22 protein-coding genes are annotated in these 19,503 nt (G+C 48.3%); 8 read left to right on the plus strand and 14 right to left on the minus strand.

The features are described 5' to 3' along the window. Positions 1-179 precede the first annotated feature (179 nt). From AC1S5B_RS25260 to AC1S5B_RS25270, 3 genes are read right to left on the minus strand one after another with little or no spacing between them, the layout of a single operon-like run. On the minus strand, positions 180-842 hold the full coding sequence (locus AC1S5B_RS25260) for a pentapeptide repeat-containing protein (protein WP_482038429.1): 663 nt from the start codon (positions 840-842) through the stop codon (positions 180-182). 20 nt (positions 843-862) lie between these two features. Beyond that, entirely contained in the window at positions 863-2,257 is a 1,395-nt protein-coding gene (locus AC1S5B_RS25265; protein WP_482038430.1) for a DICT sensory domain-containing protein, read from the minus strand. Between the two features lie 15 nt (positions 2,258-2,272). Next, positions 2,273-3,844, minus strand: a complete 1,572-nt coding sequence (locus AC1S5B_RS25270; protein WP_482038431.1) for a photosystem II high light acclimation radical SAM protein — start codon at positions 3,842-3,844, stop codon at positions 2,273-2,275. A 305-nt stretch (positions 3,845-4,149) separates the two neighbouring features. Between AC1S5B_RS25270 and AC1S5B_RS25275 the strand changes: the two genes are divergently transcribed. Continuing rightward, positions 4,150-4,515, plus strand: a complete 366-nt coding sequence (locus AC1S5B_RS25275; protein WP_482038432.1) for a DUF1830 domain-containing protein — start codon at positions 4,150-4,152, stop codon at positions 4,513-4,515. Positions 4,516-4,628: 113 nt separating this feature from the next. Next, positions 4,629-5,765, plus strand: coding sequence for a glutamate--cysteine ligase (gshA, locus tag AC1S5B_RS25280; RefSeq protein WP_482038433.1), 1,137 nt, complete (start codon positions 4,629-4,631; stop codon positions 5,763-5,765). A gap of 4 nt (positions 5,766-5,769) precedes the next feature. Here gshA and xth read toward each other — a convergent pair whose 3' ends face one another. After that, positions 5,770-6,552 carry an exodeoxyribonuclease III gene (xth, locus tag AC1S5B_RS25285; protein WP_482038434.1) on the minus strand — a complete coding sequence of 261 codons (783 nt, stop codon included), beginning with the start codon at positions 6,550-6,552 and terminating at the stop codon, positions 5,770-5,772. 123 nt (positions 6,553-6,675) lie between these two features. Continuing rightward, a complete protein-coding gene (lipA, locus tag AC1S5B_RS25290; protein WP_482038435.1) occupies positions 6,676-7,635 on the minus strand; it encodes a lipoyl synthase in 960 nt (319 codons plus the stop codon). 53 nt (positions 7,636-7,688) lie between these two features. Between lipA and AC1S5B_RS25295 the strand changes: the two genes are divergently transcribed. Both AC1S5B_RS25295 and AC1S5B_RS25300 read left to right on the plus strand, forming a co-directional pair. Further along, a complete protein-coding gene (locus AC1S5B_RS25295) occupies positions 7,689-7,847 on the plus strand; it encodes a hypothetical protein (RefSeq protein WP_482038436.1) in 159 nt (52 codons plus the stop codon). A 171-nt stretch (positions 7,848-8,018) separates the two neighbouring features. Then, a complete protein-coding gene (locus AC1S5B_RS25300) occupies positions 8,019-8,570 on the plus strand; it encodes a response regulator (protein WP_482038437.1) in 552 nt (183 codons plus the stop codon). 168 nt (positions 8,571-8,738) lie between these two features. On the opposite strand, the gene recR is transcribed toward AC1S5B_RS25300, so the two are convergent. Together recR and AC1S5B_RS25310 are read right to left on the minus strand one after the other, a co-directional pair. Then, positions 8,739-9,332: a recombination mediator RecR gene (gene recR / locus AC1S5B_RS25305; RefSeq protein ID WP_482038748.1), complete on the minus strand. Its 594-nt coding sequence runs from the start codon at positions 9,330-9,332 to the stop codon at positions 8,739-8,741. A gap of 30 nt (positions 9,333-9,362) precedes the next feature. Beyond that, the gene (locus tag AC1S5B_RS25310; protein ID WP_482038438.1) at positions 9,363-10,112 is read right to left on the minus strand and encodes an MBL fold metallo-hydrolase; all 750 of its coding nucleotides are present in this window, start codon (positions 10,110-10,112) and stop codon (positions 9,363-9,365) included. 256 nt (positions 10,113-10,368) lie between these two features. Between AC1S5B_RS25310 and AC1S5B_RS25315 the strand changes: the two genes are divergently transcribed. Beyond that, positions 10,369-11,868: a site-2 protease family protein gene (locus AC1S5B_RS25315; protein ID WP_482038439.1), complete on the plus strand. Its 1,500-nt coding sequence runs from the start codon at positions 10,369-10,371 to the stop codon at positions 11,866-11,868. Between the two features lie 28 nt (positions 11,869-11,896). Beyond that, positions 11,897-12,343, plus strand: a complete 447-nt coding sequence (locus AC1S5B_RS25320; RefSeq protein WP_482038440.1) for a hypothetical protein — start codon at positions 11,897-11,899, stop codon at positions 12,341-12,343. A 171-nt stretch (positions 12,344-12,514) separates the two neighbouring features. Here AC1S5B_RS25320 and AC1S5B_RS25325 read toward each other — a convergent pair whose 3' ends face one another. From AC1S5B_RS25325 to AC1S5B_RS25355, 7 genes are all read right to left on the minus strand, one after another. Then, positions 12,515-13,327 carry a tetratricopeptide repeat protein gene (locus tag AC1S5B_RS25325; RefSeq protein ID WP_482038441.1) on the minus strand — a complete coding sequence of 271 codons (813 nt, stop codon included), beginning with the start codon at positions 13,325-13,327 and terminating at the stop codon, positions 12,515-12,517. 114 nt (positions 13,328-13,441) lie between these two features. Next, positions 13,442-13,933 (minus strand): tetratricopeptide repeat protein, encoded by a 492-nt coding sequence (locus AC1S5B_RS25330; protein ID WP_482038442.1) that lies wholly within the window; start codon positions 13,931-13,933, stop codon positions 13,442-13,444. A gap of 214 nt (positions 13,934-14,147) precedes the next feature. Next, positions 14,148-14,543 (minus strand): type II toxin-antitoxin system VapC family toxin, encoded by a 396-nt coding sequence (locus AC1S5B_RS25335; RefSeq protein ID WP_482038443.1) that lies wholly within the window; start codon positions 14,541-14,543, stop codon positions 14,148-14,150. Next, the gene (locus AC1S5B_RS25340) at positions 14,540-14,779 is read right to left on the minus strand and encodes a hypothetical protein (RefSeq protein WP_482038444.1); all 240 of its coding nucleotides are present in this window, start codon (positions 14,777-14,779) and stop codon (positions 14,540-14,542) included. Before AC1S5B_RS25340 ends, AC1S5B_RS25335 begins: the two co-directional genes overlap by 4 nt. 98 nt (positions 14,780-14,877) lie before the next feature. After that, complete coding sequence (locus AC1S5B_RS25345) at positions 14,878-15,024, minus strand: hypothetical protein (protein WP_482038445.1); 147 nt, start codon at positions 15,022-15,024, stop codon at positions 14,878-14,880. Beyond that, the gene (locus AC1S5B_RS25350) at positions 15,008-15,274 is read right to left on the minus strand and encodes a type II toxin-antitoxin system RelE/ParE family toxin (protein WP_482038446.1); all 267 of its coding nucleotides are present in this window, start codon (positions 15,272-15,274) and stop codon (positions 15,008-15,010) included. Before AC1S5B_RS25350 ends, AC1S5B_RS25345 begins: the two co-directional genes overlap by 17 nt. Positions 15,275-15,313: 39 nt before the next feature. Further along, on the minus strand, positions 15,314-15,607 hold the full coding sequence (locus AC1S5B_RS25355) for a hypothetical protein (protein ID WP_482038447.1): 294 nt from the start codon (positions 15,605-15,607) through the stop codon (positions 15,314-15,316). A gap of 319 nt (positions 15,608-15,926) precedes the next feature. On the opposite strand from AC1S5B_RS25355, the gene AC1S5B_RS25360 reads away from it, so the two are divergent. Together AC1S5B_RS25360 and AC1S5B_RS25365 are read left to right on the plus strand one after the other, a co-directional pair. Further along, a complete protein-coding gene (locus tag AC1S5B_RS25360; RefSeq protein ID WP_482038448.1) occupies positions 15,927-17,594 on the plus strand; it encodes a DUF2079 domain-containing protein in 1,668 nt (555 codons plus the stop codon). A gap of 101 nt (positions 17,595-17,695) precedes the next feature. Continuing rightward, entirely contained in the window at positions 17,696-19,462 is a 1,767-nt protein-coding gene (locus AC1S5B_RS25365) for a DUF2079 domain-containing protein (RefSeq protein WP_482038449.1), read from the plus strand. Positions 19,463-19,503: the final 41 nt, after the last annotated feature.

Consider the following 19,503-nt stretch of genomic DNA (forward strand, 5'->3'; position numbering starts at 1 on the left):
AATTGGCATTAGATGATGTCGATAGAAATGCTGTTTAACAACCCTGATGTACGCCAACTACCGAGAGGTTATCGGTTGGAGTCGGGGTTTATCTGCGGTGGGTGATTGGTATCGTTGAAGCGCATAGTTTCGGTGATATCTTTTAGTGTTATGGCCTTCAGCGATCGCGGTTTTCCCGCCTATTTACCTTTGGACATTTTGGGTTCCAAGCCAGTTCCGGTTAAACACGCGCCTGCCAGACTTGTGCCTGCTAAGTTGGCATTCTCCACATCAGCACAGAGAAGATTCGCGCCTGCCAGATTCGCGCCTGCTAGATTTGCGCCTGTCAAGTTCGCTTCTTCCAGATTCGCCTCACTGACGATCGCGCCTTGAAGGTCAGCCTCCATCATGTTCGCACCGTGCAGGTTGGCACTGCTGAGATTGGCACCGCGTAGGTCAGCGCCGCGCAGGTCGGCTCCTTGCAAATTACAGCCCATTAGGTTTGCGCCGCTGAGGAATGATCCGGCGAGGGTGGCTTTGGTGAGACGAGATCGCATCAGGTTTGCGCCCCGCAGATTTGCCCCGCGTAAGTCGGCTTCAGTCAAGTCAGCCTGCATCAAGTTTGCACCCATCAGCGTTGCCCGCAAATCCGCTTTGATCAGTTGGCAACCCAACAAGTTTGCACCTTCTAGAGAGGCTCCGGTCAGCTTGGTGTGCTTCAGATTGGCACCCATGAGTCGCGCGCCAGTTAAATTCACGCCTTGGAGATCTTTCCCCGACAGGTCAGCTTCTTCTAAGTCGGTACCCGGAAGGTATTTTACGTCTGAAGATTGAGTTGCGGAAGATTGAAGATTGAGAGACATAAGAACATCAGTGAAATGAACTAAGAGCGAGAAATCAGGGCTTCGTCGTGGGAATCTAACAACCAGAGTCCGGCGGAGATTTTGGGTAGACTCACGGGTAGGCTGAGTCCCTGTTGCAGCCCAGACACCAGCAGGGTTAGAGTATCAACCAGTTTCGGGTCCCAACGCTGGCTTTGTTCTTTGTGGCATTGAGCCAAGGCGATCGCCAGACACTCCGACAAACTGCTCTCATCTGACTGAGCGCGTTGATCGGCGACCTGCTGTTGAAAAGCAGCTACTAAACCCAAGATGCGAGATTCTAAAGGGATTTCATCGCCAGCCAAACCGCCGGGTTGCCCGGAGCCATCCCACTGTTCGCTCAGGTGGGTAATGATGGTGGCGATCGCCCGTAGCTGCGGCATAGTGCGAAGTACTTGGGCACCGGGCACAAGGGGGCAACAGGGCGCATCGATAGATTGCTCCTCAGGGTAGCGTCCAAAGCTGCTACTCGTGAGCATGGATGTAGACGATTGCAACGGAGCTAAACGGTGAAGTAGACTCGCCAGTTTCAGGCGATTTAACTGCCATACTGGGAGATCTAGAAATTGCCCCATCGCTTCAACCAGGGTAGCCACTTCAGCAGCAGCATTTGGATTTAGGGTATCCGCTTGATCTGTCAGTTGAGCCATTCGCAAGAAAGCCTGCACCTCGTTGGATAGCAGGTTACTGTCCAAAATTTGGGGTTGCTCAACCCTGTGATGGGTAGGCGTGCTGGTATGGCTTTCCTGCAAATAATCCACCACACGAGAGACAATCGCTTCCAGCGGATCGCGCTGTTCGACTGACGTAGCGACGATCGCTTGAATGTGGTCAGTTAGCGTGTCAGCCAGCGTCGGATTGTAAGTGCGAAGGTGAGCGATCGCCAGTTCCATTGACTCCTGCACCAAGTTGGCTTCAAACGTCCAGAAGCCGTAAAACTTGCGCTCTAGATCCACCGTGGGAACGCCTTGCTTGCCGTAGTCGGCTGCGGATAGCTCCTGACACAGCACCATTGCCGAGTAGGTGGGAGCCAGGATCATCAAATGCCACTCCTCTGCCACCGGATCATCGGCATTCAGGCTGACCAACTCCACATTCTGACGCTGGCTAGTAGAATGCTCGGCAAAGCCGCTGTCGGGTGCTGCCATGATCACCACTTGCCGCGATCTCGCAGCCAGTTCAGCATAGCGATCGGCTTCTTCCAAGTACCACTTGCCCCGCTGAAACGCCGTAATCACCAGCGGTTCACTGCTACAGGTGAGAATGCAATCCTCTAACGCATGGCAGAGCGCCACCAAGGTATTTTTGTAATACACACCAAAATTCAGCGATCGCTGGCTTCCTTGTCCCGATAGGTGCGCTGCCCGCAACTGATAGAGGATTGAACCTTCAAGCATGGTAAAAAGAGTTTCCTAAACTGACAGTAATAATTCCTTGGTTTTTTGCTCAATCGGAGCCGATAGCGCCTCTTCCAAATCCGCCCGTCCCAAACGCTCTTCCAAAATATTCATCACCTCGCGCCCAAAATCATTGGGGTTGCGTCTCCATGCTTCCAAGCAGACGTTGCCAAAAAAGGAGCCAAGAGGTTGAGGGTTCCAGAGGAGCTTATGCACCGTCCAAGGCTTGACGTTCATTGGGTCATAGCCGGGACGCAGAATATCATTTTTGAAGGCATATTCTTCGAGATGGGTATGCGGCTGTAAACCAATGAAGAAAATGGCAGGCTCTACCTTATCTGCACCCAAAATACTTTCGAGTTCGCGATGATAGGCGATCGTTTGACGAATCGTATCAAAGGTTTCATCGATCACATTAAACGAATAGTTGACTGACACCAGATCATTGAACCCGGCAGCTTTCAAATCGCGGCAGTTTTGCAGGACAGTGCGGAGGTTATAGCCCATTCTCATTTTACGAACGAGTTCCTGAGAGCCGCTGGTGATACCGATTTCAAAGTAGTTCATGCCCGTTTTCACCATCAGATCGCAAAGATGGGGCGTGAGGTTATCGGCACGAATGTAAGCCGCCCAGTGAATATCTTTCATGCCTGCATCCAATACCTTTTGCAGCAATTCCACCACGTCATCAATATATTTACGAGCAGGGATCAGTTGGGCATCGGTGAACCAGAAGTTGCGAATGCCGCGATCATACAACTGACGCATTTCGGCGACCACTTCATCCGATGGATTGATCCGGACTTGCTTGCCTTCGATTACCGTGTAGATGCAGTAGCAGCAGTTATGAGGACAGCCGCGCTTGGTTTGCACCCCTACATAAAAATCTTCCGCTTCTAAGTAGTAATTAAACTCTGTCCAAATCGTTTCGATGTAGCTATAGTTGCAAGCTGTTTTCTCGATCGCCGCTGGAACTTCATGAATCAGGCGATCGCGAGGAGCAGCCTCTCCCACAATGTAGCAGCGCTCTTGAGCCAAACTTTCGCCGCGTACAATCCGTTCGAGTAGCGCTTCGCCTTCACCGACAGAAACAATCGAACCTTTGGGTAGGCTTTTCCCAAGCTGCTCATAAAACACGCTGACTGCACCGCCGCCTACGACTACTTGGGCGTTGGGTTGATATTTCTTTGCCCGTTTGGTGCCGCGCTTAATCAAGCCTAGGTTGCGCCACAGCTCGCCATAGTATCCCGTAGCGATCCGAGTTAGCCCAAACGCGCCTCGCAATTTGACGAAGGGATTAAGCGAGTAAAAGAATTCAAAGGTATATTGCAGCGGATTGCCGCCGCGCCCCCCTACAGGCGCATAGATCTGAATATCTCGCCAAGAAAACACGATCAGCGTGGGTCGAAATCCGTCGATACAATCATCTAAAGCACTGGCGTAATCGAGCGGAGGCACCGTGCCCAAGTCAAAGATGCGCTGCTGTACCGCAGGAAACTGCTTGTGGACATGATCTGCCAGGTAAACAACGCCAATGGGGAAAATTGGATTGCAGGGGAGACGAACGTAGAGAATCCGACTTTCCATAGCGGTCACTTTGCGATGAGATTTTTGAAAAGAATAATTTCTGAGTTTATGTCACACAACTTTACGATACCACTGACTTTAGTGACCTGGACAGATTAGCGGGAATTGTTGAACTGTTTTTTCATTCAGCTAGCTTTACATTTGGTCAAGAACTGAATCTCTAGAAAGGAACTTAGAGAGCCAAGGACGAATTCCTTAAAAAACATAATTCTGTTGATGGTTGGTGATTGGATTTACAACTAGTCGCGATCGCTGATGTTAAGGTGGAGCATATTTTAAAAACCCTTTAGCGCAATCTACCCAATATGGCTCAGATTTTTGATCCCTTACCTTCTGATCAGCGCGGTGCAATTACTTGCTGCTATGTTAATGCCACGAGCCGTATGCAAATTGCTCGGATTACTAATATTCCAAACTGGTATTTTGAGCGGGTTGTGTTTCCAGGGCAGCGCTTGATTTTTGAGACTCTGCCAGATTCGCTGCTAGAAATTCACTGTGGCATGATGGCAAGCGCGATTTTAGCAGATACCATTCCCTGCGATCGCCTGCAAATTGAAGATGAAATCATGCCATCCTCTACCCCAGACCATGAGCAACGTCTAGAAGAACTCAACGATGGCTTAGGCTCACCCACTTCTCTGATCACTAGCTCCACTCCCCTTACCACTTGAAGCATCGACGCTTCGCACTTCTGCTTGTCTAGTTTCATGCTTTTGGTTGAATCACTGATTCACCTTTTCCCTGATACTAGAGTGGAAGCGATCGCGTTCAGGGAGGAATCACTGTGCTATCTAAAGGCTTTGAAGTTGAGATTTACACCAGCACCCCTGAGGGCGATGCCGTTGGGCTTTCAGATAAAATCGTGGCGGCATTAGATGGGTTTGTACGTGAACCCGATAGCCGCAATGTGGAATATACCACGCCGCCCTGTCATCGCTATGAGCGGCTGTTGTGTGACCTATTGCAGCCCCGATTTAAGCTTCGTAACTATTTAAAACAGTTGGGCGACTACACGCTACTGCCGGGTAGCACTTTGTCGTTGGGCGGCAGCGATGGCTTCATGCGCTCCGATCCTGGCAATCCCTACCATACCTACATTGAGCAGACCTACGGCACCAAGGTTGTCACTGCCAGCATTCATATTAATATCGGTATTTCCGATCTGGAAATGCTGATGCGTGCCTGTCGATTGGTGCGAGTGGAAGCACCCCTAGTTTTGGCTCTGACTGCCTCATCGCCGTTTCTGAATGGAGCCGCAACAGGCTATCACTCCACCCGCTGGAGCCTGTTTCCTAAAACGCCTGCCCATGTGCCGCTGTTTGAAAGCCATGCTCACTTTGTCCGCTGGACGGAACAGCAACTCGCGGCAGGCACCATGCAAAACGTGCGTCATTTGTGGAGTTCGGTGCGACCCAATGGCGATCGCCGCCCCTACAACCTGAATCGGGTAGAACTACGAATCTGTGATCTAGTAGTAGATCCGCTTTCCCTACTGGCAATTACAGCACTCCTGGAAGCCCGACTATTGCAGGCGATCGCCAATCCCGGTCTTGATCCGTTGCAAATGAGCCAGCTTTCTAGCGAAGACCTGATCACCATCACCGATGCCAATGAACTCGCTGCGGGCAAACTTAGCTTAGAGGCTGAACTACGCCACTGGCAGGATGGTCGCCCAATCATCGCCAAAGATTGGATCGAACAGCTTTACCAAGAAGTGTGGGATACCGCCAAAAAACAAGGCTTTAGCTGCTTTTTACCGCCCCTAAAAAAGATTTTGCGAGACGGCAACGAAGCTCAGCGCTGGTTGAAGGCGCATGAACAGGGAATGCCTGTTCGTCAAGTTATGCAGCAAGCGATTCGAGACACTGCCGCCATGGAACTGGCACTGGAAGAACAGTTGTGTGGTTCGTTGGTTGCGTAAAAGGCTAGATTTCAACGATGACTGGTGTGTGGTCGCTGGGTTGTTCTAATTTGCGGGGAGCTTTGTCGATCGTGCAGGCGATCGCTTTTTCATAGAGGTCAGGCGATAGGTAAATGTGATCAATCCGCCAGCCCAAGTCACGCCGAAACGCCGCCGAGCGATAATCCCACCAGCTAAAGTGTCCCCCGTCTTTGACAAACTTGCGAAACACATCCGCCAAGCCCAACCGCAAAATCACTTGCAGCGCCACTCGTTCTAGATCTGTTGCCATCACCTGATTCACCCGCCCGGTTGGATCATGAATATCGATGTCTTCTAAGGCAATATTGAAATCGCCACACACTAGAAGGTGATTAGGCTCCAGCATCAACGTTTTCAAATAATCGTGCAGCACTTCCAGCCAGCGCAGCTTGTAAATATACTTTTCGCTACCCACGGCTGAACCATTGGGCACGTACAAATTCACCACGCGCAAATCGCCAATAATCCCGGTGATCACCCGCTTCTGTTCGTCAAACTCGGCAACGCGGTCGCCCAAAATGGGCGCAAACCCTCGGCTAACATCGCTCAATGGTTCCCGGCTTAATATCGCAACACCGTTATAGCTGGGCTGCCCAAAAAATTCGGCGTGATAGCCAATTTCGGTAAAAGCATCGCGGGGAAATTTCTCATCCACCACCTTCGTTTCTTGCAAACACAGTACGTCTACTGAAGTATTTTTTAGCCAGTCGGTTGTGTGGGGCAGCCGGGTACGGATGGAGTTGACATTCCAAGTTGCAATTTTCATCAGGCAAGAATAAGGCAATTCATGAGACGTTTGCGAAGCTTTCCACAGAAATCGTGGTCGGCTTTTTGAGAATAGCAGTGATTGAAGTTGAATTGACAGAATCCCCCGTATCCCCCTTAACTCCTAACTTTTGTCTCCTGCATGATAGGAACTGCGGACTAAGGGAGCCGATCGCACATGGGAAAAGCCCATTTCACGAGAGATCGCGCCAAGCTGGGTAAATTCATCGGGTGTCCAATATTTTTGAACGGGTAGGTGTTCTAGGGAGGGGCGCATATATTGACCAAGAGTCAGGCGATCGCAGCCAATCGCGCGCAAATCTTGGAGGGTTGCCAAAATTTCATCTTCAGTTTCGCCATGTCCAAGCATCAAGCCTGATTTGGTGGGAATGGAGGGATTCACTGCTTTAACGAGTTGCAATACTCGCAGCGATCGCTGATATTTGGCACCGCGCCGCACCTTTCCCTGGAGTCGTTCCACGGTTTCAATATTGTGGTTATAGCAAGCAGGCTTAGCCTTAACCACGGTTTCCACTCGCTGCTGCTGAAGAGTCTCCGAGGAAAACTTTTCTTCCTTGCCGCCCCAAAAATCTGGAGTCAGCACCTCGATTTGGGCATCAGGATTCTTTTGACGAATTGCATCCATCGTCTGCACAAACCAATCTGCGCCCTGATCCGGTAAATCATCTCGCGCAACAGAGGTTAACACCACATACTTGAGTCCGAGTAAGCTCACTGCCTCCGCAACTTTCCCTGGTTCTTCTAAATCAAGCGGCATGGGAGCGTGACCCTTGTCTACCTGACAAAAAGCACACGATCGCGTGCAGGTGGGTCCCATCAACAAAAAGGTGGCAGTGCCTTGGGCATAGCATTCTGCTCGATTCGGACACCGACCCTCTTCACAAATGGTATGAATCTGCCGCTGCTTAATAATGCGTTGCACCGTAGAGAGTTCGCTGGCTTTTCCTACTGGGCGACGCAACCAATCTGGGAGGTTCACTAGTTGAGCGCGACCCGACAAGTCAGCGTTTGCGAGATCGTCCTGGTTCGAGAAAATTTCGGATGAGTTCGTTTCAACAGGCATAAAGGCGGGAATACTAACAGTGACTCGCGAATAAATAATCCATCAAGACCGATATGATAACGATTTTAAGGCGTTCTATTCAAAAGCAGGTAAGGGAAAAGTGGATGGGCGATCGCCAGATTATTTCTATTCGCCATGCGGCTGTCGTTATTGCCGTCTATAATCCTTCCAATTGGAAAGATTATTCAGTCGCCCAAAGGCTAAGCTATTGATTCAGCTATGGCGTAATTGTGCAGCATGAGTACAATACTGAGAGTTAGATTGATGCGATCGCCCTTTTAATAGCAGCCTGCTTAATTGGGTTATTCAAATACATTATTCTCATAAGACATTAGAAATTTTTCCTCTTTTTACCATTCCCCAGACCACCAAGGAGTTAAGCTGTGGCTCACAAAATCCTGGTTATCGACGACAGCAACGTTATCCGCACGATGGTTCGCGACATGTTACCCAAAGGTAACTTTGAAGTACTTGAAGCCAAGGATGGCGTTCAGGGACTGAATTTGATTCAACAAGAGCGCCCCAACCTGATTATGTTGGATTTTCTGCTGCCCAAAATGAGCGGCTGGGAAGTGTTCCAAAATATTCAAACCCAACCGGCACTACAAGCCATTCCGTTGGTGCTAATGTCAGGGCGCAAGGAAGAAGTCACTGAAAAGCTGCAAGAACCGTTTGAATATTTTGAATTTGTCCAAAAACCGTTTGATCAGCCGCAGCTAATTACGGCGATTAAAACCGCAATGGCAAAGGCAAAGCGCCGTCCCCCCGCAGGAGTGGCACCCGTTGCGCCAACAGCGCCCGCTGCAACCGCCTCAAGTTCTAGTGCCGATATTCAAGCTTTAAATGCAAAGATCGCTACTATGCAGGCAGAAATCGACGGCATGAAGAAGCAGATGGGTCAAATTCTCAACTTTATCAAGCAAAGAATGAAGTAGCTTAATGGGAACTAATTTTTCCCTCATTCCAACCCTGCTTCGCACGCCCTTTGGTCTACTCCCTAAGGAGAAAGACTTTGAGGTATTTCTGATTCTCTCTTCTGTGGGCTAGGGTAAGGGCAATCTATGCGGACGTTTGAGGGGCGATCGCTGCCCATTTAATGGAGTTTAATCGAGTTCTCGCCGCCCTTCTAGTGCCCGTGCTAGGGTGACTTCGTCGGCATATTCTAGATCTCCACCCATAGGCAAGCCAAAGGCAATGCGGGTTACTTTGGTGAACGGTTTCAGCAGTTGCCCTACATACAGGGTCGTGGTTTCTCCTTCCACGCTGGGACTGATGGCGATGATTACTTCGTCGATTTTTTGCTGACTGACTCGGCGCACTAAGGGTTGAATGTGAAGCTGATCGGGTCCAATGCCATCCATGGGTGAAATGGTTCCACCCAACACGTGATACTTCCCTCGATATTCGCGGGTTTTTTCTAGGGCAATGACATCTTTAGAATCTGATACAACGCAAAGCACGTTGCTATCTCGGTTCGGCGATCTACAAATTTCACAGACGGGATCGGCGGATAGGTGAAAGCAAACTGAGCAAAAACCGACCTGAGTTTTGGCTTCCATTAGGGCGATCGCGAGTGCTTTCACTTCTTCCTCAGGACGCTTGAGAATATAAAGCGCTAACCGCTGGGCACTTTTAGGACCGATGCCTGGTAAATGTTGAAGCTGCTCAATCAAGCGAGCAAGGGGACGAGTATAAATCTGGAACCTTCCTCTAAAAGTCTGGGTATTCTATTTTAACGAGGGATTTGCGATCGCGGTATTGATTTCGCTCAAGTGCCGATAGGCTTGGTCAATATAAGTTTTACCCCGCAAAAATCCAATGTTGGCTCCAGGGCAAAGGTAGTGCAAGGTTTCCGGGGTGAACTCTGCTACCAGTTTCTCGATGTTTTGGAGTTGCCTGCGCCAGTGAAATGTTTTGGCAGTTTTGATTGGCATGATAGACGCTTGGGGCGTAGGTAATAGATGCCTGCCAGTAAACAAGATGCCGTCAAATCCGCCGTAGTATAAACAGGAGGAGCCGGGAGAGTGTCCCGCCGTCCAAATCGCGCGACTTTGGGGGGTTAGCTGAAAGCCTTGATGAAAAGCTGTGACGGTTAATCCTGGCAATAGGTAAGCTTCTTGCTCTTGGATAAGAATGTTACAGCCAAAGGTTTGCTGAATTTCTTTGGCTTTACCGATCGCGCCCCGATGGGTCAAAACGAGCCATTGCACTCCGCCTTGCTGTTGCAAAAAGTGTTGGTTTATGTCGTTCCAAGCGGGACAATCGATTAAAGTGTTGAACTCTTCTGCAATGAAATAAGCGGTGCCTCCTAAAGTGTCTCGGTTGGGGGAGAAAGAAAAAACACTGGACGAGACGGCATCGTTCTTGCCATCGAAAAGAAGTTTAGGTAACTTATCGGATTGTTGGCGTTGAGCCAGTTCTGGAACGAGGGGTTCTGAGATAGATGGTTCTGGGATGGGTGGAAAGGTTAAAGACACGGTTTCAGTTTGACAAAGGGCGATGTTGAACAGTCAACTGGGATCACTAGAGAGGATGGGTTGAGTATCCGTTGATTCTGAGTAAATTGTTATAATTCAATGTCTGCGCGGGTCGAATAAATATTTTATCTTTGAGCGATCCAACTCTAAACTAATTGAATTCTGCGATTTTTTAAGACTGCGATCGCGCGGGTCATTGTTTTTGTCTCACCTTGGCTAGGAGTGTAGGCTTCTCAGCCGCATACATTTTAGACTCATGAACCCTCTATTTTTGCTCTTTTTGCTAGGGCTAACGACTTACTTTATCGTGCGAGGGGTTTCTAGCGTATCTCGAACCCCAACCTGGTTATTGTGGCTAGTTGCCATGATGCCTGCCTCCATTTGGATTGGCTGGACGCTCGCGAATGACAAAAAAACGCCGCCCTTTTACTTAATATTCATTCCTTTAGTCGTGTGTCTAACACTTTATTTCTTTTTGATTCAATGGGGACGAATCCCCACTTCTGAAACCAGTTCTCCCGCAAGCCGCGAGTTGGATACTTCTCTGTCGGAGAAGAGCGACTTGCCGAAAGAATCCTCTGCTCTTCGTCCGATTGACCAATCAGAGGAGCGACATTTACAAGCCTGTTTTCCTTGGTCAATCTATTATCTACAAAATTTAGAGTATCGTCCTCAAGCTGTAATTTGTCGGGGACATTTAAAAAGCCAGCCCGAAGTGGCATATCAAACGGTTCGGGGCAATGTGGAGGAGAAATTTGGCGATCGCTTTCTAGTCGTCTTTCAAGAAGGGAGCAACGGTAAGCCATTTTTTGCCTTGGTGACCAATCCCTATGCTAAAAGCGCCCAAAGTGGGCAAAGTACAATCAACCGTCCAGTCCTCGCCTTAAGTTTGCTGGCAGCAACTTTTTTTACGGCTTGTCTTGCTTGGTCACAAATTAGCGGAAATTCGGATGTATTCAGCAAGTCTGGGCAAGGATTTCTAACCGCGATCGCCCAAGGGGTTCCCTATGCGATCGCCCTCTTAACTATTTTGGGAATCCACGAACTCGCCCATTATCTCGCGGCTCGTCGCCATCAAATTCGCACCACGCTTCCTTACTTTATTCCCGTCCTGCCGCTGCCCTGGTTTCCGTTTGGCACTTTTGGGGCATTTATTCAAATTCGTTCGCCCATTCCAAACCGTAGAGCGCTGTTTGATGTAGGCATTTCAGGTCCTTTAGTTGGTTTTGCGATCGCCCTGCCTTTGCTGATGTGGGGATTGGCACACTCTACCGTCATCGCCTTACCCTCAACGCCCGAACTGTTCAACTTTCAGGCATTTGATCCGAGATTTTCGCTGTTGTTAACCCTATTGAGCAAGCTGATTTTGGGTGGCGCTTTGACGGCGAATACTGCCCTGAAAATGCATCCGGTTGGGGTTGCCAGCAGTTTAGGGTTAATCGTGACTGCATTTAACCTGATGCCTGTGGGGCAACTCGACGGCGGACACGTTGTCCATGCGATGTTGGGGCAACGAATGGGCGCAATAGTCGGTCAAATTGCCCGTTTATTTTTACTGATTTTGTCCTTTTGGCATCGACATCTATTACTTTGGGCAGTTCTCTTGTTTCTAATCCCTGCTGTGGATGAACCTGCCCTCAACGATGTGACTGAGTTGGATAATCGCCGCGATTTGTGGGGGATTGTTTCTCTGGCATTGCTATTGCTGATTATTTTGCCTGCTCCCAAGTTTTTGACTACGCTCTTAAATATGTAATGGTGCTAAATAGAATGGTGCTAAGCCGATGACCGAAAATGTAACGCAATGGCTAGACGAAATTAAAGCGCTAAAGCAGCAGTTAATAGAGATGCGCCAAGAGCGAGAAGAGGCTTATGCTAGCGCGATCAATTGGCAGCAGCGCTATGAAACAGAAGCCCAACAGCGACGGGTTGAAGCAAAGCTCACCCAGCAAGCCATCGGCACGCTCCAGCAAGAAATTCAGCAGCTTAAAGCCCGAATGCAGCCAGATGAAAGCGGCACCGGCAGGACTCCCGAAATTCAAGCAGCGGTCAGTGACTTGAAAACTGAAGCAGCGTTACGATCGCGCTTGACGCAATCCTTGATCGAGTGCGATCGCCTGACGCAAGCACTCCAAACCGAACAAGCAAACCACATTCAAACTCGTAAAAGTTTAACTACCGCTTTAGGAGACGCGATCGCAACCTTAGCCAAAGGAAAGGACGAGGGATAAACGGAAAGCCGCTTAGCTGGACATTGCTTTATACTGCCAGACTCAATAGCTTTGCGATCGCGCTTCTCCTAGCGTTTGTCAACGAGTTTACTAAACCTCGCATGTATCTCTGCTGGCTACTTTTGAAGCAACTTGGCAATCCCACATTGCCATATATTTCAATTCTTAAAGCTAAAATAATCCAAACCACTTACGTTTTGAGCGTTCCCTATCCTCAAACATCTCTTTTAATTCCTTTTCTCGCCTCCTTTCTTCCAACTTCTTTTGTCGTCTTTCTCTTTTATACTCAAGTTCTCCCTCATGTTTAAGCCTTCTTTCTTCACATCTTTGATATAGTCTCCAAACCATTGATGTTGCAAATTGGTCATTAGGATTTAGAGTTGCCACTTTAGAGAACGCCTCTAAAGCAGAATTCTCTTCGTTTAGAGTAAGATGAACATTGCCTATACAGGTCAAGGCTTGGAGATTTGCAGGATCTTTTCTTAAAACTTCTTGGTAAGTATTTAATGCCTTTAAAGTATTAGAAAAGTCCCCACGTTTTCGATACGTGTGCCCTTTATGCAGCAATCCTCTAACAGCATCTGGGTTCAGTTCACAAAATCTAGTAAACGCCTCATTTGCTTTATCCCAATATTTCAGTTGGTATGAAGTCATTCCTAGATGGAAGTATGCATCGCTAAAATTTTCGTTTAAATTCACAGATTGCTTTAATGCTTTATAAGCAAGTCCATAACGCCCCAAGTGATAAAATGACATCCCTTTTCCGTAATGCGATTGACTTAGCTGTGAGTTAATGTCGATTGCTGTCTGGTATGAATAAATAGCATCTTGATGATCAGAATTCCATCTTAAAACGTCTCCTCTTAGATTCCAGACCTCAGCATTTTCAGCATCTATTTCAATTGCTCTACTAATATATGCAGCAGCAGCTTCATACCTTGATTTCTGTATCAGAGCAGAGCTTTTTCCAATCAAGATATCCAAAGTTTCCTCAAAGCAGCCTTTTAGAAGATCAGCACGGATAGCTGCCGAATGATTATCAGGCTTAATAGCAAGTGCTTGATTATAAATATCTATTGCTTCAGAATATTTGGCGAGTTACTCAAGGATTCTGGCTTTATCAAACCATATTTCGGAAATCCTAGGGTTTAGCTGAATTGCTTTCTCTAGGCTTTGCAAAGCAGACTCATAGTCTTGAAGTAAAATCTGAGCGATCGCTTTATAGTGATAAGCCTGATGAGACTCTCTTCTTTTTATCGTCTGGTCAAAAGAGCGAATCGACTGCTCTAACTCACCCAATAGTAAAAGGCACAGACTCCTCATAAACCAAGCTTCATGATGCTTTGGTTCTTTTCTAATAACTTCCTTAAAAAGCCTAATTGCTTCTTGGTACTCCTCCATATCAAGAAGAGCTTTTCCTTCATTTACTTTTTTAATATTAATGATCCAGTTTAGAAAGTCTTGCTTTGCAATTTCACGCAAAACTTTAGCCAGATCTATAAGTATTACCTGTGATAGATCGCCAATAAGCTCTGACGAGAAAAAATTAATAGAATTTAAATCTGGCGCTTGAAAAAACAAAGGCATCATTTTGGTAGCACCTAATTATGTCAAAAACTAACTTTGCACGGTATTGCTATAGCTAGAATTCCCTGGATCAATAAGCTGCTAACAGAGCGGTGATTGCTCAACCGTTCACTTCACTGAATATGCCTGATTGAGCCTGGGAGGCTAATCGAGGCAGGTTTCGCTAGCCAATTAAAATGCAATCTCGATCGCAATCAATGGACAAACCCTGCCCCTTTTACCAAACTGTTTTCACATGGGGGTAGCTCAAAATCTTGCTATCACAAGTCACCAGTGGAATGCTGTAGCGTTGTGCGATCGCGATCAAAATGCGATCCGCCGGATCTTTATGAAACTCTTCGGGTAGTTGCGTACTGGCGATCGCATCCAGCGGATTCAACGGCTCAATCACTGTGTTTGAATGGGTTCTCGCTTGTTCATACCAGTCTGCGATCGGCAATGGTAGCGTCAACTTTCCGATACCCACCTTCACTGCCACTTCCCAAACTGAAATCGCCGAAATCAACAAACCATCTGGCGATTCTTGCATCGCAATCCGTTGATTCGCCGCATCCGATAGACGGCTAGGGTCATGCAGTAGCCACAGCCAAATATGCGTATCCAACAAAATCATGACCCTAATGCGTCCCACAAATCTGTCATTGGGGCATCAAAGTCTTCCGCAACCACTAAGGGTAAGCCCCGCAGCGGATAATGCTTTGGCGACCCTGCACGGCTCTCAGACGACTGAACCAGCACTGAAGGCTTGGATTGAGGCATCTGGGTCAGCCTTAATAGAGTCAACAACGCTTGCAGCACATCATCGGGTGCCTGCTCAATTTCGCGGATTAGTTCCTCACGAATCGTCATAGTTGTGTACTTTCCAACGAACGGGGACTCATTTCAGTGTAATGGGCTGATGATGCTTGCAGTCGCCTCTTCATCTTGTGCAACAGAGTTAGAAATTTTTAAGAGATAATTTTTTCCACATAGAGGCGGGGTTTGTGCAGCGATCGCAGGTGACTCGTAGGGTTGCTGGTGAAACCCGCCCTTACAGGTGTCCCCTGACCCCTGCGATAAACTGGGTGAGCGATCGCCTTACTCCGGGAAGACATCCTGCAAGTTGCGATAACCGTTAACGACTCGGAGGATTTCGACATCATCGCCAAGCACACGATAGAAGATGATGTAATTCATCAGCAATAATCCGCGTAACCCTGTCCTGATATGGGCATAAGACTTACCGATGTAGGGATAACGCGCTAAGTGAGTGCATTTTTGGTTGAAAACTGTAACGAAGCGATCGCCAGCATCAATGCTCTGTGCCAGAAAAGCTCTGTGCCAGAAAACAGTCGGAAATCTCATCCAGATCTTGGCTAGCTGCGATCGTAATCCGCAGGTTCTTCATGCAGAAGTAACTCTGGCTGTATTGACCTTCTGCCGGAGTTGAGCAAGTACATCATCTGCGTCTAAGACTTCACCTTGCTCTGCAGCTTGTATCCCTGCATCAATTTTGCGGCGAGTTTGTTCGACCCAAGCAAGATAATCTGGGGTTTCCTCAGGATGTTGCTGGGCGACCTCATCGGCGAGGAGTACTAACGCTATATCAATGGCATTTTCGAGGGATCTGTATCCACCCTGCTGAGAGAGAGACTCAAGAATTTTGCTTTGCTGGGCACTCAAAGTAATTTGCATCATTTTTAAGCAGTTGAGAAAATGGAATTTGTACTTTCAGGGAACGCTGAATAATTTCCTTCAATATAGCGATAGTTTCGGTCTTGCTAATCTAGTTTTCCATCCGCAGAAAGCGCGTTTGGCTTGCCATCCCTTAGAAATCGCCCGTCTTCTCTCCCAAGCCCGATCTCAGTTGCATAGACACACTCATCGACAAGAGCGATCGTTCGAGTGCAAAGCGCCAGCTAAGCCTATTGTGGCTACTGCGTTAGCGGTAAATCCTGAGTGAGCGATCGCCGAGTTATAAACGCGTGGTATCCTGTCGTTCTAATTGATTTCATCATTGCCTGCATCCATGCTTCAGTTACAGCGATTCAAAGAAATGTGGGCAAAGCGCCGTTTAGAAATGTGGCTAGAACTAAGACCCGTGCTGGGGCTAGCAGCATTTTTCTTTGTGGTAATGCTGCTGTTGGCAATGCATCGCCACCTGACCTTATATGCATCCTACGACCAGGGAATTTTTAACCAGCTTTTCTGGAATGGGATTCACGGAAATTTTTTTCAAAGTTCCCTGTCTTCAGTCCTGTCGGGAGCCGTGGTGATCGATCAACAAATCCCTACCGTGTTTTATCACCGATTAGGGCAACATTTCGACCCGATCTTGCTGCTGTGGCTACCAATTTATGCCCTGTTTCCCCACGCAGCAACCCTGGTTGTCATTCAAGTCGCGCAGGTGGCGATCGCGGGATTGGTGCTATATGCCCTGGCGCGACAGTATTTGCAGCCTACACTCGCCCAGTGGATTACCGCCAGCTACTACACCTCGGTTGCTGTCATTGGACCGACTTTCTCTAATTTTCACGATTTAAGCCAGATTCCGCTGCTGCTGTTCACCCTGTTCTTAGCCTTAGAAAAGCGCTGGTGGTGGCTCTTTTGGCTGATGGCAGGTTTAACACTATTGGTGCGAGAAGATACTGGCATTTTATTGTTTGGGATTGGGTTGTATTTGGTGTTGAGTCGGCGGTTTCCGATCGCTGGAGTCGCTCTTTGTACTCTAGGCTTTGCTTATGTGATGGCAGCCACCAATATTTTTATGCCGCTGTTTTCCAGGGATATTTCCCAGCGCTTCATGATAGAACGATTTGGGCATTTTGCTAGCGGGAACGAAGCGTCCACGTTTGAGATTTTGGGCGGCATTCTCAGCAATCCATTGCGGCTGATTACTCATGTTCTCTCGTCGTTTGATCTGAAAGTGTCCTATATGTTGGCACAAACCCTTTCTCTTGCGTTTGTGCCGCTGATTTCGTCCAGCGCTTGGACAATGGTGAGCGCTCCTTTGGCACAGTTGCTTTTGCAAGGGGGAGATTCCCGGTTCTCGGTATACATTCGCTACGCAATCACCCTAGTGCCCGGATTGTTTTATGGGGCGATTTTGTGGTGGTCAGTCCATCCTCAAGTTTTTAGACCCCGATTCAAAAAGATTTGGTTAGGGTTTATCATGCTGTCGCTCTTGGTCGTGCTGTTGAAAAGCCCTCACCGCGTGTTTTATTTTCTCATCCCAGATTCATTTCAACCTTGGGTGCATGTGCCCCTGACTCGGCAGTGGAGCCATGTAGCAGAGGCGCGATCGCTCCTGGCGAAAGTGCCTCCTGATGCCAGCATTTCGGCAACAACCTATCTAGTACCGCCGCTATCGGGTCGTCGAGCCGCCCTGAGAATGCCCTTTTTGCAATTTCGCAATGACCAAAATCAAGTGGAAAACGTGGAATATATTGTGGCGGATTTTTGGCAGTTGCAGCAGTATCAGCCTGCTTTTGGGCAAGAGCGTGGCTACATGGAAATTTTGCCCGCTAAAATTGACGATTTATTGGAGCAAAATCAGTATGGCATTCAAGCTTTTCAGGATGGCATTGTGTTGATGCAGCACCAAAAACCATCCCAACCCGAAGCCTTAGCCCAGTGGAAAGCACTTCGCCCTACCTATGTGCCAATGCTGAAACCCAATGATTGAGCGATGCGTGAAACGTTAGCGAAGCTTTCCGCAGGACTCCCTACGGGAATCGCCCAACCTATTAAACACACTTCCCTCTGAAGATAAAATAGTCACTCAATATGGCGCATCTAACCCCACTCAAAGAAAAGCTCTCCGACTGGAAACACTCAAGATACACCCATCACAAAGAGATCAAGGGACTGCTGATTTTAACCGCTGCTTTTTGCAGTTTCCTGCTGATTTTTTCCCTCCATCGGTACTACACCTTTTATGCGTCCTATGATCACGGGCTATTTAACCAAATTTTTTGGAACAACCTGCATGGACGCTGGTTTCAAAGCTCTCTCACCGGCGAACATTCAGCGGCAGGCGTGTTTAACAATGAGATTCCGCCCGTTAACTTCAACCATCTAGGACAACATTTTGTCCCCAATTTTCTGCTGTGGCTACCGATCTATGCCCTGTTTCCATCTCCAGTCACCCTAATTTTTTTACAGGTCGGCTTGATGGCAGCAGGTGGCATGGTGCTGTATGCTTTAGCGCGGCATTATTTGGAACCGACTTTATCGTTGCTGATTACAGCCAGTTATTTTGGCGCACATGCCGTAATTGGTCCGACTTTTGCCAATTTTTATGAACACTGCCAGATTCCGCTGTTTGTGTTTAGCGCATTGCTGGCAATGGAAAAGCAGCGCTGGTGGCTCTTTTGGCTAATGGTCGCGCTCACTTTAGGCATTCGGGAAGATACCGGATTTATTTTATTTGGGATTGGGTTGTATTTGCTGCTGAGTCGTCGCCATCCCTGGGTTGGAGTGGCGCTTTGTGGCGTTAGCTTTGTCTACGTGGCACTGATTACCAGCGTAGTTTCCCTTCACTTTTCCGGCGATACCCCACCCCCCTACATGGGAGGTCGCTTTGGTCAGTATGTGCCAGGGGTCGAGTCGCCCACGACGCTGCAAGTGCTGTGGGGAATGTTGACTCATCCGGTAGAAGTGCTGAAAAGTTTACTCATTCCCTTCGATCGCAGACTGCTTTATCTCCTCGGTCATTGGTTGCCTTTGGCATTTGTGCCTGCCCTGTCTCCGGCAAGCTGGGTGATTGCTGGAGTGCCTTTGTTAACGTTACTCATGCAATCGGGCTTGTCTGCCTTAATGATTACTCTGCGATATTCAGTTGCAGTTGTGCCGGGTATGTTTTATGGCGCAATTTTATGGTGGGCATCTCCTTCAAAACGTCCCCTGCCTGACCTGTCGGGGACGCGATCGCTCTGGCAAACTCTCGGCTTCACCTATCGCACTCGCCAGTTAACCCCCACCTTTCGCCGATTTTGGGTGGTGTGCATCATCCTGTCCATCATCTCAGTGACGCTTTCTAACCCGAATCAAGCATTCTATTTTTTGCTGCCCGAATCCTTTAACCCTTGGCTGCATATCACCCTGCCGCGCCAGTGGGAACATAGTCAAGTGCTGCGCGATGTGAGCCGGATAATTCCGGCAGATGCCAGTGTCGCCGCTACGACTTATCTGATTCCACCCCTATCCACCCGGCGTGAAGTGACTCGATTTCCCAACCTCCAGCTAAAAGATGAGCAAGGGCAAATCCAACTGATGGAATATGCTGTGGCGGATCTGTGGCGCTTGAATCAGTACCAGCCCTTTTTTAAGGTAGAACACCAACGTCTAGGCATGATCATTGCCCGGATGGATGAAATGCTGACTCAGAAAACCTATGGATTGCTGCAACTGGAGGATGGAGTAGTGCTGTTGCAAAAGGGCGCAGCTTCACCACCAGAGGCTCTTGTAGCTTGGGCATCTTTACGGCAGGAGTTACTCGCATCTTTAGAAAAAACAACCTTCAAGCGGAAAGCAAAACAGCAGGGAATTTGACTTCATTAGGCTAGACAAGCTTTTTGAACGGAAGTCTAAAT

The organism is Leptolyngbya sp. CALU 1928 (genome assembly GCF_056784215.1).